Here is a 13,959-nt window from a genome sequence, read left to right on the forward strand (position 1 = left end):
AGCTTATCTCTTTGGCTTTTCCGGAACGGGATCATCTCCACCCGGATGTAAGGGGTGGCATTTTAATAGACGTTTGGCTGTTAACCAACTGCCTTTTAGCGGACCAAAACGTGTTAAGGCTTCTACCGCATAATGCGAACAGCTGGGATAAAAACGACAACTTGGACCGAACAGAGGGCTGATACATTGCTGATAGCCTTTTACAACCTTAATTAAGGCTTGGGCTGGATAGCGTTGTATTGGCGGGAGATCTTGCTCCATAACCGCTCCAGTTGTTTATGTAACTCTGCATTATCCGTGTTGCTGATATCACCTTTCACCATCAATACCAAATCTACCGGAGGCAGATCATGTTGATGTAAACGAAAGCTGTCGCGGGCACAACGTTTGATTCTGTTGCGTTGCGTGGCTAATTTAACACGTTTTTTCGCGATCGTCAGACCAATACGCGGAGTGGCTAAAGAATTAGCTTTACAGAGGATGGTAAACAGGGGAGACGCAACCCGGAAAGGGTTCTGGAACACATTGTCGAATTCGCGGGGAGTTAACAGACGTAACTCCCTGCTGAAGGTATAGCTGACCACGCAGCGCTTTATAATCTGACTAGACTGTTAAGCGCTTGCGGCCTTTAGCACGGCGACGTGCTAATACTGCACGGCCATTTTTAGTAGCCATACGTGCACGAAAACCGTGAACGCGAGCACGTTTTAACACGCTAGGTTGAAATGTTCTTTTCATAACTTCGTCCGTCCGGTCGATATTTACTAAGGTAATCTGTGTTTTAGTAAAAACCAAAACGCAGCGATTTCAAAAGAGCGCGAATTTTAAGGACTAAGTACACGCTTGTCAATGCGATCCTTGGTTAAATAACCATCCGATCCTCGAAATATTCCTGATCAGCCAGAGTTTTCCACAGGCAAAATAATTTTCGTGAATAAAATGTGCATGAATTGGTCGCAAAGGGCTTGATATTTCCGAATTGCCTTGCTGAAACTCGCGGTATTATTAATTTGAATAATGGATATTAATTCAATTAAAACATGTGGATACGTTGTTTTTTGTGCAAATGAGGCTTTTTTAAGAAAGTCAATATTGCAGTTGTGGATAAGATCAGCCCATAATGCCAACCTTTGCTAAAAAACGCCTGCCTTGCTAAATACTAATTATTCGGGGCTGTTGGAGATATGGTGTATCAGTCAGTCTGGCAAAATTGCCTAGAAGCACTGCAGTCAGAATTGCCTGCGCAGCAATTCAGCATGTGGATCCGCCCTTTGCAGGCCGATAGTTCCCATGACGCTCTCACATTATTCGCCCCAAACCGTTTTGTGCTGGATTGGGTGCGGGATAAATATTTAAACCGGATCAACGAGCTGATCCACGATTATTGTGGTGATCATGCCCCGCGTCTGCGTTTTGAAGTGGGCAGCAGCCAAAAAGCATTAAAATCCGCGCCCATGCCTGTGAGTCGTAACCACAGCGCACCAGCTCAGCCGGTTTCTGCACCAGAAGTGCCGGAACCTGCACCAAAAACCATAGTGCGCAGTAATGTACGTGCTAACTACACCTTTGATAACTTTGTTGAAGGTAAATCAAACCAGCTGGCGCGTGCGGCCGCCAGTCAGGTGGCTGACAATCCTGGTACTGCTTATAACCCGCTGTTTTTATACGGTGGAACTGGTTTAGGTAAAACTCACTTATTGCATGCGGTAGGCAATGGCATTCTGGCAAAAAAGCCCGACGCCAAAGTTATTTATATGCATTCAGAGCGTTTTGTACAGGATATGGTCAAAGCGCTGCAAAATAACGCCATTGAAGAATTTAAACGTTATTACCGTTCTGTCGACGCTTTGCTTATAGATGACATTCAGTTTTTTGCGAAAAAAGACCGTTCTCAGGAAGAATTCTTTCATACTTTCAATGCCTTACTTGAAGGTAATCAGCAAATTATTTTAACTTCTGACCGTTATCCAAAAGAGATTGACGGTGTGGAAGAGCGGTTAAAAAGCCGCTTTGGCTGGGGTTTAACCATTGCTATTGAACCGCCGGAGCTGGAAACCAGGGTTGCCATTCTGATGCGCAAAGCCCAGGAAAATAATATCCGCCTGCCGGAAGAAGTGGCGTTTTTTGTCGCTAAAAGACTGCGTTCTAATGTGCGTGAATTAGAAGGTGCATTAAACCGTATTACCGCCAATGCCAATTTTACCGGCCGGCCTATCACTATAGATTTTGTCCGGGAGTCTTTGCGCGATTTATTGGCGTTACAAGACAAACTGGTCACCATTGAAAACATCCAGAAAACAGTGGCTGAATATTACAAAATCCGGGTGGCAGATTTGTTATCAAAACGCCGTTCCCGTTCTGTCGCCAGACCACGGCAAATGGCGATGGCACTTTCAAAAGAACTCACCAACCACAGTTTGCCGGAAATTGGTGACGCTTTTGGCGGACGTGACCACACCACAGTGTTGCACGCTTGCCGTAAAATTGAGTCTCTGAAAGAAGAAACTCATGAAATTAAAGAAGATTTTCAGAATTTAATTCGGACATTGTCGTCTTAATAGGGAAAGGTTATGCAATTTTTCATTGACCGTGACACGCTGCTGAAGCCACTGCAAATGGTATCTGGTGCCATAGAACGCCGTCATACCTTGCCTATTTTGTCGAACGTGTTGCTTGATGTAACACCGGACGCTTTGTCGTTAACAGGTACAGATTTAGAAATTGAACTGGTGGCAGCAGTGCCGTTAACCCAGGTTCAGGTGCCAGGCCGGGTGACTATTCCGGCGAAAAAGTTACTCGATATTTGCCGCTCTTTACCTGAAGGATCACCACTGCATATTTCTCTGCAAGGTGATAACTGTATTGTTAGCACCGGCAAAAGCAAATTTACCTTATCTACTTTAAGTGCCAACGATTACCCTAATCTGGAATCCTGGCAAGGTGAAGTTGAGTTTGACTTAACAAGAGCTCAACTGCGTAAGTTATTAGACGACACCGCTTTTTCGATGGCCAACCAGGATGTGCGTTATTACCTCAATGGTTTGTTGTTTGAAGTGGATAACGGCACTTTGCGCACAGTTGCTACTGACGGTCACCGTCTGGCACTCAGTTCAATGGAATTGGCTGTCACAGCAGGTCAGCAGAAACAAGTGATCATTCCGCGTAAAGGTGTGTTGGAGCTGATGCGTTTGTTGGTCAACGATGACCAGATGATCCGCCTGGCTATTGGCCAAAACCATATCCGTTTGCTCGATAGCCAGTTTAGCTTTAGCAGCAAATTGATTGACGGCCGTTTTCCGGATTATCGCCGCGTGTTGCCACGTAACAGTTCCAAACAAGTCACAGCCCATCGCTCGGTGTTAAAAGACGCTTGTGTGCGTGCTTCTATTTTGTCGAACGAAAAATACCGTGGTGTACGTTTTACTTTAAGTTCCGGCGAGTTACAGATTGTTGCCAATAACCCAGAACACGAACAAGCCGAAGAAGTGATTGAAGTAGAGTATCAAGGCGACACTTTAGAAATTGGTTTTAACGTTGGTTATGTGCTGGATGTATTAAATACCTTAGGCACAGATCTGGTGATTATGCATTTAAGTGATGCCAATTCCAGCTCGCTGGTGGAAGGTGTTGGTAATCAGGGCGCCTTGTACGTCGTGATGCCAATGCGGCTGTAACAGTTTTTTTGTTATGGCGCTGGCGCTGTTACAGCTGTCTGGTTTTCGCAATATAGAAAACGCTTCGGTACAGTTTTCACCTCAACTGAATATTATTTATGGTGAAAATGGCAGCGGCAAAACAAGTCTGCTGGAAGCCATTTATTTGTTAGCGCATGGCCGGTCTTTCCGCACCAACAAAGCGCAAAAAATAATAACGCATCAGCAAACACAGCTGGTGTTACACGCCAAAGTGCAGTGGGCGCAACAGTTGCTGAGTGTGGGCATGTTGCGCGACCGGCTTGGCGAATGGCAGTTAAAACTAAATGGCGAGAAGGTGCAACGAGTTGCCGACATCGCCACTTTGTTGCCGGTGCAACTGATTACACCTGAGAGTTTCAGGTTGTTTTTTGGTGGCCCCAAAGAGCGCCGGCAATTTTTTGATATGGGATTGTTCCACGTGGAACCTTCCTTTTTTGAACTCTGGGTGTTGTTTAATAAGGTTTTAAAACAGCGTAATGCCTTATTAAAAAGCAAACAGCCTTATAGCGAAGCTTATAAGTTTTGGGATTTACAGCTGGTCGATACCGCCATAAGCTTGCAACAACTAAGGCAAGCTTACATAAGCCAGCTGAGTGCTGCTTTACAACCGCTGTTGCAGGACATTCCGTCTTTGCAACAGTTGGAGCTGGAACTGGTGCCGGGTTGGTTGTTAAAACAAGGTGATGCAACAGAGCTGCTCAATCAGCTTAATGCTAATTTTGCCAGTGACTTAAAGTTTGGTTACACCCAGCTGGGGCCACAAAAAGCCGATTTGCGTATTAAAGTTGGTGGTGAATATGTTGACGAGTTTTTGTCGCGTGGCCAGTTGAAGATGTTGTTGTTTGCGTTAAAGGTTGCTCAAAGCAACGTGATTTTTAGCAGGGGCCATAAACAGCCGCTGCTGCTTATTGACGATCTGGCGTCGGAACTGGATGATCATTCCAAACGCCATATTTTTAGTTTTTTACATCATATCAATTCGCAGGTGTTTATTACTGCAATTGAAGCTGCTCAGGTCTTGCCATTAGTGTCAGGCGCTGAGGTTGGATTGTTCCACGTGGAACATGGGCAGATAGTACGGACGGATGACAATGGCCGAAGAACATAATTACGACTCCTCCAGTATCAAGGTACTGAAAGGTTTAGACGCAGTCCGCAAAAGACCGGGCATGTATATTGGTGACACTGACGATGGTTCAGGCTTGCACCACATGGTATTCGAAGTGGTGGATAACTCCATCGACGAAGCTTTAGCGGGTTATTGTAGTGATGTTTTTGTCACTATTCACAGCGACAACTCAGTGTCAGTGCGCGACAACGGTCGTGGCATTCCAACAGATATGCACGAAGAAGGTGTGTCTGCTGCTGAAGTTATTATGACGGTACTACACGCCGGTGGTAAATTTGATGACAACTCTTATAAAGTGTCAGGTGGTTTACACGGTGTAGGTGTGTCTGTGGTAAACGCTTTGTCGGACAAACTGGAACTGACCATTCGCCGTAAAGGCCAGGTGCATAACCAGATTTACCGTTTAGGTGTACCGGACGAACCACTTAAAGTCATAGGTGAAACCGACAGCACTGGTACTGAAATTCGTTTCTGGCCTAGTGGCACCATTTTTACCGACATCAATTATCACTACGATATTCTGGCCAAACGTTTACGCGAATTGTCGTTCTTAAACTCTGGTGTCAGCATTATTCTGGTTGATGAACGCGACGATAAAAAAGACCACTTTAAATATGAAGGTGGTATTGAAGCTTTTGTGCAGTATTTAAACCGCACTAAAACTGCGATTCACCCTAAAGCATTTTATTTTTCTGCAACCCGCGAAGACGGTATTTCGGTTGAAGTGGCGATGCAGTGGAATGACTCCTTCCAGGAAGGCATTTATTGTTTCACCAACAATATTCCGCAACGTGATGGTGGTACTCACTTAGCAGGTTTCCGCTCGGCATTAACCCGTGTACTGAATACTTACATCGATGCTGAAGGTTATGCCAAGAAGATGAAAGTCTCAGCAACAGGTGACGACGCCCGTGAAGGTTTAACGGCTGTTATCAGCGTTAAAGTGCCGGACCCTAAATTCAGCTCTCAGACCAAAGACAAGCTGGTTTCCAGCGAAGTGAAATCTGCTGTTGAAAGCGTGATGCATGAAAAGCTGAACGAATATCTGCTGGAAAACCCGAACGACTCTAAAATCATTGTCACTAAAATTGTTGATGCTGCCCGTGCCCGTGAAGCTGCGCGTAAAGCCCGTGAAATGACCCGTCGTAAAGGTGTGTTGGATATTGCTGGTTTGCCAGGTAAATTGGCCGACTGTCAGGAAAAAGATCCAGCATTATCAGAACTTTACCTGGTAGAGGGTGACTCTGCGGGTGGTTCTGCCAAGCAGGGTCGCAACCGCAAAAACCAGGCAATTTTGCCACTGAAAGGTAAAATCCTAAACGTGGAAAAAGCCCGCTTCGACAAGATGATTTCATCTCAGGAAGTTGGCACTCTGATCACAGCTTTAGGTTGTGGCATTGGCCGCGAAGAATATAATCCGGACAAAACCCGTTATCACAGCATCATCCTGATGACGGATGCTGACGTCGACGGTTCGCATATTCGTACGCTGCTGTTGACCTTCTTCTATCGTCAGACACCAGAGTTGATTGAACGTGGTTATATCTATATTGCCCAACCACCTTTGTATAAAGTGAAAAAAGGTAAACAAGAGCAGTACATCAAAGATGATTCTGCCATGACTGAATACCTGACCACGCTGGCGCTGGACGAAGCAACTTTGCATGTCAATGCAGATGCGCCGGGTATTGGTGGTGCACCACTGGAAGCTTTGGTTGGTCAATATCATAAGTGCAAAAACACCATTGAACGTTTAGGCCGCAAAATCCCACTGAACCTGCTGAACGAGCTGGTGTATGTGCCTGGTATTACGGTTGAGATGTTAAAAGACGCGACTCTGACCAAAGAGTGGGTTGCCAAACTTGCCAAACGTCTGCAAGACAAAGAAGGTGATGGCTCAAGTTACACCTTTGATGTGACTGAAGACCGTGAACGTAACCTGACCTTGCCAAAAATTGTTATACGTCAACACGGTATCGACAACGAATACGTGTTGCATTACGACTTTATCACTTCTATTGACTACGGCCGTATTGCTGCTTTGGGCGATGCTATCCGCGATTTAATTGAAGAAGGTGGTTATATCCGTCGTGGTGAAAAAATCAAACCAATCAGCAACTTTGTTGAAGGTTTGGAATGGTTAATGACAGAGTCGAAAAAAGGCCTGTATATCCAGCGTTATAAAGGGTTAGGTGAAATGAACCCTGAACAGCTGTGGGAAACCACTATGGATCCAAACACCCGCCGTATGTTGCGGGTGACCATTGAAGACGCCATCGGCGCCGACCAGCTGTTTAATACCCTGATGGGTGACGACGTAGAACCACGCCGTGCTTTTATCGAAGAAAATGCGCTGCGGGTTGCTAACCTGGACGTGTAAGTTATCGGATCTCATTTAGGATGACACGGCGTTTCAACCTCGTGAATTACCTCTCATCTAAGGTGAGCTAAAAGCAAAAGCCCAGTCAATTGACTGGGCTTTTTTGTTAGTTTTGAACTGATTTGTTAGTCATAGATTCCTTAATAAGTATCGTAGCCGATGTTATCGGTCGACATTGCCAATTGGCGGGTGACCGATGTCTATGGCTCAGAACGGAAATTTGGCGGTGGTGCAGCAAGTAATGCGGCAGCGCTGCTGGATAGGTTTGACCCATCATCTGGTGGAAGAAATTGCAAATCCCGCCGCCCTTGAATCTATGGCGATGGATAAAGTTGTCGCTGTTTCCACGTTCAGTCCTGAGCAAATCAAACAACTAAAGAAACTGAATCTGCGCAGACTAAAACAAATGGGGACTGTGGTAGTCACAGAATTGCTGTCGCAGGCGATAGAAAAAAAATCTAACTGACGATACAACTTGCCGTTGTGAGAATCGGTATTAAAATCAATTTTGAGATTAAAAGTTGCATTATTGAAAATGCTCTCTAATTTCCGCCAACAACTACATAACAATGAATACAAGGAGAATGTATGAAAGTTAGAGCAACAGCTTTTTTTTCAGTAAGTCTGACCTTATTAACGCTCAGTTTTGCGACTTGGGCACAAACAGCCTTACCAGAAAGTTTTTTCGGGGAAACGCCGGATTCAACATTAACAATCAATTATGACGATCTGGACGCGATCCTAAAGGCATCGGTATTACCTGCAGGACTTCCAAGCCGTAAAAAAGCCGCAGTCAGTACTGCCGTTGTTGGCACACGAATGAAAAATAACAGCAATCCGTTGACTGCTGCCGGCGGTAATCGATTTGCTTATGAAGAATTTAAAAATAATGATCAAATGAAGCTGATTGTCAGTCGTGTTCGCAGTAGCTTAGAAAATTTGCCGAGCGAAGTACCCTTGTCTGATTTTAATCGACGCGAACAACTGGCGTATTGGTTGAACCTTTATAATGCCACTGTCATTGATGAAATTATTAAAATTTATCCTCAAAAGAAAAACCTGGAAGATTTTATTACCGATGAAGATGATGGTCTGTTGCAGAAAAAATTATTAAAAGTCGCCGGAGTTCAGCTTAGCCTGAATGACATCCAATTTGAAATTTTACTGAAAAACTATCCGAACCAACCTGAAGTTATTTATGGTTTGCATCAAGGGTATATCGGGAGTCCGAATATCAGGAAAAATGCTTATACAGGCGAAAACGTGTTCCGGGCTTTGGCAAATAATGCCAATGATTTTGTTAACTCGAATCGTGGTACCTATATGGCGGGTAAACGTGGTTATCGGGTATCAAGTTTTTACCAGCGAAGTGCTGCATTCTTTCCTGAATTCGAAGAGGATCTGAAAAAACATTTATTGGAGCACATCCGGGACAGTGAAGAAATGGCTTTGGATGAAGCGCCAACATTGATTGCGAATATTGATGACTTTACTATTACCGATATCTACGGAACTACCCGTAATTTTGGCAGCGCTGCGGCGGTCAATTCGGCGGCACTTTTGGATGCGTTTGCACAAATGGATCGAGATTCCAGTGGTCTTAGTGATGGTACTAATTTAATGCCGGTTGGGGGAATTCATAAGGGAAGTTCGGAAGCGGGAAGTAATAACGAAGTTGCGAATGTGGGAATGCTCAGCAATACCTTGGCTGATCGCGCGATCAGTTTTGGAAGATTTTCTCCGGAACAGGCGCTAAAAATTAAAGAGCTTAATATGCGCCGCCAAAACCAAGAGGGAGCTGTGACTGTTACTGATTTGGAGGCGGAAGAACAATTGCCCGAAAAAAACGAAGGTAAACAAAACTAGGCAGTGAGTGAAATGGGCATTCTTGTCGGACAAAAAAGGCAGCTAGGTTAAGCTGCCTTTTTCTATTGGAAAATGTCGTTTTGCAATCTTATGCTGTCAAATTGCCGCTTGTTTTGTTTTTCCTACACTTCTTCCGCCGCTTTGGTTTCTGTTTCTGAATCAGTTACGGTTGCTGTGCCCGACTAGTTTTGGCGCAGCGGTTTTAACTCTTTATCTAGTGGCAAATTGAAAAATGAGTGTGTGGAGTGGGCAAATTAGAGTCTAAGTGAAGTGTGCTACCCCGTATGGGGAAACTTGAGTTAAAAGCCCAAAATGCAACTTAACTAAAATTTATACCGACTTAAAGCTCCCGAATCACGCATAAAATTAAGTTGCCTAATCCAGAGATAACGAGATAACCACTGGATTAGTCTACGGCATATGAGAGATTCAATCTGACGCAAAATCTCGTTAATGATGAACCAGCTAGGATTGCCGCGTCTAGGCCTGATCAACTCTAAATGAGATCCGACAAACAACACTGTCTGTGCTGAAACAGCCTTGCTGCATAACAAAATAAAGCCAGCCCATAACATCGCAGCTGTATTGTGTCCGGCATGCGACGGTACATTACAGCAAATGCAGATAAACAAATTTAATGACAGGAACTACCGGAAAAAACCCAGAAAAAACGCGCTTTAGCGCTACAGAAACGTCACGTAAATGGGTATACTTTTCGGTCATTTTTGCATGTATGTCATTCAGCGAACAGGTGCGCCTTCTATGCACAATTACGATATTAAAACATTCCAGGGTTTGATCCTGGCATTACAGGATTATTGGGCCCGTCAGGGTTGCGTTATTGTTCAGCCACTGGATATGGAAGTTGGGGCCGGTACTTTCCACCCTATGACTTTCCTGCGTTCATTAGGCCCAGAGCCAAGCAATGTGGCTTATGTGCAGCCGTGCCGTCGTCCAACCGATGGCCGTTATGGCGAAAACCCAAACCGCTTGCAGCACTATTATCAGTTTCAGGTGATTTTAAAACCGTCGCCGGCCAATATTCAGGAGCTGTATTTAGGCTCTTTACGCGAAATGGGTATTGATACCCTGGTGCACGATATCCGTTTTGTTGAAGACAACTGGGAATCGCCAACGCTGGGTGCCTGGGGTTTAGGTTGGGAAGTGTGGTTAAACGGCATGGAAGTGACGCAGTTCACTTATTTCCAGCAAGTGGGTGGCTTAGAGTGCCGTCCGGTCACAGGCGAAATTACCTATGGTTTAGAGCGCCTTGCCATGTACATCCAGGGTGTCGACAGTATTTATGATCTGGTGTGGGCCGATGGCCCTATGGGCCGTGTCACCTATGGTGATGTGTTCCATCAGAACGAAGTAGAGCAGTCGACCTACAACTTTGAATACGCCGATGTGCCTGCTTTATTTGCCGCTTTTGACCAATACGAAGCCGAAAGCCACAAACTGATTGAGCTGGGTTTACCGTTGCCGGCTTATGAAAAAGTAATGAAAGCCTCGCATGCCTTTAACCTGCTGGATGCGCGCCACGCCATTTCTGTGACGGAACGCCAGCGTTATATTCTACGGGTCCGTACTTTGGCCAAAGCCTGTGCTGAAGCTTATTATGCCGCCCGCGAAAAGCTGGGTTTCCCGTTATGCCGTAACCAACAAGCGCAGCAGGAGGCTTAAGTGGTACAGGATTTTATTGTAGAAATTGGTACTGAAGAGTTACCACCAAAGTCGCTGCAAACCCTGGCAACGGCTTTTGAACAGAATATTGTAGATGAGCTGAATAAACTTGGTTTGTCATTCAGCAACACCAACTGGTACGCGGCGCCACGCCGTTTAGCGGTGCGCGTGAATCAGCTGGTGGCACAACAAGCCGACAAAGTGGTGGAAAAACGTGGTCCGGCGCTCTCTGGTGCTTTTGATGCTGCAGGTCTGCCGACCAAAGCGGCGCAAGCCTGGGCTGCTTCCAACGGCATTAGTGTTGATCAGGCTGAACGGCTGGAAACCGACAAAGGCGCATGGCTGGTACATAAAGCCAAAGTGCTGGGCGCAACCACTGTTAGTTTATTACCTGAGGTGATTAACTCCGCGCTGGCTAAATTGCCTATTGCCAAGCCAATGCGCTGGGGACATTCCACTGCTGAATTTATCCGCCCTGTGCATACGATCGTTATGCTTTATGGCAACGACATAGTGCCGGCAACTGTGCTGGGTAAAACTTCAGGCCGTGCGACTCATGGTCACAGGTTCCATGCCCCCGCATTGGTAGAAATTGCCAATGCCGATGCTTACTTAAGCACACTGGAACAAGCTTTTGTGGTGGCCGATTATGCCAAACGCCGTGCTTTTATTGCTGCTGAAGTGGCAAAAACTGCAGCTTCATTGAATGGTGTGGTGGCAACTGACGAAGCGCTGCTCGATGAAGTGACGTCTTTAGTGGAATGGCCAGTGGTACTGGTGGGCTCTTTTGAAGAGCGTTTCCTCGAAGTGCCGGCTGAGCCGTTAATTTCCACCATGAAAGACAATCAAAAGTACTTCCCGCTGCTGGATAGCAACGGCAAGTTACTGAATAAATTTATTTTTGTGGCCAATATCAATAGCAAAGACCCAAGCCAGATCATCTCGGGTAACGAAAAAGTAGTGCGGCCACGGTTAACAGACGCCCAGTTCTTTTTTACGGTCGATAAAAAGACCAAACTGGCTGAGCGCCTGGAAAGTTTAGGTACTGTGTTGTTCCAGCAAAAGCTCGGCACTTTACGTGAAAAATCAGAGCGAATTGCCAAACTGTCGGCTTATATAGCCGGCAAAATCGGCGCGAACGTGCAGCACGCTGAGCGCGCTGGTTTATTGTCGAAAACCGACCTGATGAGCAACATGGTCGGTGAGTTCCCTGAAACTCAGGGCATTATGGGCATGCATTATGCTCGTATCGACGGCGAGCCAGAGGCTGTTGCAGTTGCGCTGAACGAACAATACAAACCGCGTTTTGCCGGTGACAGCCTGCCAAGCCAGCTGGAAGCCTGTGCAGTGGCCATTGCTGATAAACTCGATTCTTTAGTGGGTATTTTTGGTATTGGTCAGGCGCCAAAAGGCGATAAAGACCCCTTTGCACTGCGTCGTGCAGCCATTGGTGCTTTGCGTATTATGGTGGAAAAACAGCTGCCGTTAGATTTGCTGGATATCATTGCGTATTCACAAAGCACTTTTGGCGACAAGTTGACCCAAGCCACTGTTGCTGACGAAGTGCTGGAATTTATGCTGGCGCGTTTCCGTGCCTGGTATGAAGGCGAAGGTTATGCGGTGGATGTGATTCAGGCGGTGTTAGCGCGTCGTCCAACCAATCCGGCCGATTTTGACCGCAGAGTCAAAGCTGTTGCCGAATTCCGCAAATTAGACGCTGCTTTAGCTTTGGCTGCTGCCAATAAGCGGGTTGCCAATATTCTGGCGAAAGTGGAAGGTGAATTACCACAACAGGTGAATACAGCTTTATTGCAGCCTGGCGCCGAGCAGGCCTTGTTTGCGGCTTTATCAGCTAAACAAACTGAGCTGGAAACACTGTTTGCCAAAGGCGACTACAACACTGCCTTAAGTACTTTGTCGTCACTGCGTCAGGTGATTGACCAGTTCTTTGATGAAGTGATGGTCAACGTTGATGATGTGGCCGTACGGCAAAACCGGCTGGCGCTACTCAATCAGCTGCGTTTAGCTTTCCTGCATGTGGCTGATATTTCTGTGCTGCAATAATTAAGGTACTGAAATAAAATAGAAAAACCCGGCTTTGTCGGGTTTTTTATTGCTTTTTTTGGGGGGGGTTAATTCACCTGATTACGGCCATTGGCTTTGGAGGTATACAGCTGTTGGTCGGCTCTTTTAATAGCAGCCTGAATGTCGGGCACAGACCCGGCTTCGGCAACGCCAAAACTGCCTGTGATGACGAGGTCCGGGTGCTGCGGTAATAACCTTTGTTGCGCTATGCTGGCGCGGACTTTATCGGCTACTCTTTTGGCGTCCTGCAGGTTGGTTTTGGGCAGCAATAATAAAAACTCTTCACCACCATAACGGCAGCAAATATCCTGAGTTCGCAGTTTTTGCCGGAATAACAGCGCAGCCTGTTGTAACACTAAATCACCTTGATCATGGCCAAAACTATCGTTGATATGTTTAAAGTGGTCGATATCCGTCATCACCACCGCCATAGGGAAGAACAGCTCAGGTTGCCGCTCTGCGTGCTCTGGCAACACTTCTTCCAGAAAACGCCGGTTGGCCAGATTGGTGAGTACATCGGTATTGGCTTGTTGTTCTTTGCTGTGTTGCAGCAGACTCATTGAATGGTGGCTGCGTTCGCGAAAATGTTCGTTGATCCAGCCGACCGCCAACACAGTGGCAAAAGACGCCAGAAAACGCGCCACTTCTGCAGTCTGGTAACGTGCTTGTTGTAGTTCTGGTCCAAACAATAAAAATACCAATCCGAATAACATCAATAAGTTCATAAAGATGCCAGTTCTTGACCCCAGCAGGCCAAAAACAATCAGCGGAAAAGGGAAAGCCCAATATAAAGCCGTGTTTTGTGAGCCGCCGTGCCACACCAGCAAGATGACAAAAAATAACGCAAAAATGGACACTAAAGTGCAGGCCAGCTGCAGTTGTTGTGAACGTTGAAACCAGATAGCAATCAGCAGCAATAACAAAGCACCACTGAATAACAACAGCTGTAACGACAAATCGGCACTGAATAAATGGTGGAAGCCTATCAACAGCAAAGTGAAAGAGCTGATATAACTGGCAAACAACAGAATATAACGCCGTCTGAGTTGGTCGATAGAAGCGGCTTTATGATGGCTTTGCGACAGTGGCAAAACGGCAGTTCCGAAGCTGTTGAATAATAA

12 protein-coding genes are annotated in these 13,959 nt (G+C 46.0%); 8 read left to right on the plus strand and 4 right to left on the minus strand.

What is annotated here, in order from left to right; translation table 11 throughout:
- Positions 1 to 3: 3 nt before the first annotated feature.
- Genes yidD through rpmH form a run of 3 tightly spaced genes read right to left on the minus strand, consistent with a single transcriptional unit; the run spans position 4 to position 738 of the window.
- Positions 4 to 261 carry a membrane protein insertion efficiency factor YidD gene (gene yidD, locus RCH83_RS00370; protein WP_306517986.1) on the minus strand — a complete coding sequence of 86 codons (258 nt, stop codon included), beginning with the start codon at positions 259 to 261 and terminating at the stop codon, positions 4 to 6.
- Positions 213 to 584 carry a ribonuclease P protein component gene (gene rnpA / locus RCH83_RS00375; RefSeq protein WP_306517987.1) on the minus strand — a complete coding sequence of 124 codons (372 nt, stop codon included), beginning with the start codon at positions 582 to 584 and terminating at the stop codon, positions 213 to 215. The genes yidD and rnpA overlap by 49 nt, the downstream gene beginning before the upstream one ends.
- Positions 585 to 603: 19 nt before the next feature.
- A complete protein-coding gene (gene rpmH / locus RCH83_RS00380) occupies positions 604 to 738 on the minus strand; it encodes a 50S ribosomal protein L34 (protein ID WP_082971935.1) in 135 nt (44 codons plus the stop codon).
- Positions 739 to 1,187: 449 nt separating this feature from the next.
- Between rpmH and dnaA the strand changes: the two genes are divergently transcribed.
- The 8 genes from dnaA to glyS all read left to right on the plus strand — a co-directional run bounded on the left by dnaA (position 1,188) and on the right by glyS (position 12,817).
- The gene (dnaA, locus tag RCH83_RS00385) at positions 1,188 to 2,558 is read left to right on the plus strand and encodes a chromosomal replication initiator protein DnaA (protein ID WP_306518025.1); all 1,371 of its coding nucleotides are present in this window, start codon (positions 1,188 to 1,190) and stop codon (positions 2,556 to 2,558) included.
- A gap of 12 nt (positions 2,559 to 2,570) precedes the next feature.
- The gene (dnaN, locus tag RCH83_RS00390) at positions 2,571 to 3,674 is read left to right on the plus strand and encodes a DNA polymerase III subunit beta (RefSeq protein ID WP_306517988.1); all 1,104 of its coding nucleotides are present in this window, start codon (positions 2,571 to 2,573) and stop codon (positions 3,672 to 3,674) included.
- 13 nt (positions 3,675 to 3,687) lie between these two features.
- The gene (recF, locus tag RCH83_RS00395) at positions 3,688 to 4,803 is read left to right on the plus strand and encodes a DNA replication/repair protein RecF (protein ID WP_306517989.1); all 1,116 of its coding nucleotides are present in this window, start codon (positions 3,688 to 3,690) and stop codon (positions 4,801 to 4,803) included.
- Positions 4,787 to 7,204, plus strand: coding sequence for a DNA topoisomerase (ATP-hydrolyzing) subunit B (gene gyrB, locus RCH83_RS00400; RefSeq protein WP_306517990.1), 2,418 nt, complete (start codon positions 4,787 to 4,789; stop codon positions 7,202 to 7,204). The genes recF and gyrB overlap by 17 nt, the downstream gene beginning before the upstream one ends.
- 196 nt (positions 7,205 to 7,400) lie before the next feature.
- Positions 7,401 to 7,670, plus strand: coding sequence for a hypothetical protein (locus RCH83_RS00405; RefSeq protein ID WP_306517991.1), 270 nt, complete (start codon positions 7,401 to 7,403; stop codon positions 7,668 to 7,670).
- Between the two features lie 122 nt (positions 7,671 to 7,792).
- The gene (locus RCH83_RS00410) at positions 7,793 to 9,070 is read left to right on the plus strand and encodes a DUF547 domain-containing protein (protein WP_306517992.1); all 1,278 of its coding nucleotides are present in this window, start codon (positions 7,793 to 7,795) and stop codon (positions 9,068 to 9,070) included.
- Positions 9,071 to 9,832: 762 nt separating this feature from the next.
- Positions 9,833 to 10,753 (plus strand): glycine--tRNA ligase subunit alpha, encoded by a 921-nt coding sequence (gene glyQ / locus RCH83_RS00415; protein ID WP_306517993.1) that lies wholly within the window; start codon positions 9,833 to 9,835, stop codon positions 10,751 to 10,753.
- Entirely contained in the window at positions 10,754 to 12,817 is a 2,064-nt protein-coding gene (glyS, locus tag RCH83_RS00420) for a glycine--tRNA ligase subunit beta (protein ID WP_306517994.1), read from the plus strand. It abuts the gene before it with no gap.
- 68 nt (positions 12,818 to 12,885) lie between these two features.
- Here glyS and RCH83_RS00425 read toward each other — a convergent pair whose 3' ends face one another.
- Positions 12,886 to 13,929, minus strand: coding sequence for a sensor domain-containing diguanylate cyclase (locus tag RCH83_RS00425; protein ID WP_306517995.1), 1,044 nt, complete (start codon positions 13,927 to 13,929; stop codon positions 12,886 to 12,888).
- Positions 13,930 to 13,959: the final 30 nt, after the last annotated feature.

It is taken from the genome of Rheinheimera sp., from assembly GCF_030824435.1.
Taxonomy (GTDB): Bacteria; Pseudomonadota; Gammaproteobacteria; order Enterobacterales; family Alteromonadaceae; genus Pararheinheimera.

Coding starts and splice junctions, on each gene's coding strand:
- gyrB (WP_306517990.1), top strand. CDS start 4,787: ATGGCCGAAGAACATAATTACGACTCCTCCAGTATCAAGGTACTGAAA.
- dnaN (WP_306517988.1), top strand. CDS start 2,571: ATGCAATTTTTCATTGACCGTGACACGCTGCTGAAGCCACTGCAAATG.
- rpmH (WP_082971935.1), bottom strand. CDS start 738: ATGAAAAGAACATTTCAACCTAGCGTGTTAAAACGTGCTCGCGTTCAC.
- recF (WP_306517989.1), top strand. CDS start 3,688: ATGGCGCTGGCGCTGTTACAGCTGTCTGGTTTTCGCAATATAGAAAAC.
- glyQ (WP_306517993.1), top strand. CDS start 9,833: ATGCACAATTACGATATTAAAACATTCCAGGGTTTGATCCTGGCATTA.
- RCH83_RS00410 (WP_306517992.1), top strand. CDS start 7,793: ATGAAAGTTAGAGCAACAGCTTTTTTTTCAGTAAGTCTGACCTTATTA.
- RCH83_RS00405 (WP_306517991.1), top strand. CDS start 7,401: ATGTCTATGGCTCAGAACGGAAATTTGGCGGTGGTGCAGCAAGTAATG.
- yidD (WP_306517986.1), bottom strand. CDS start 261: ATGGAGCAAGATCTCCCGCCAATACAACGCTATCCAGCCCAAGCCTTA.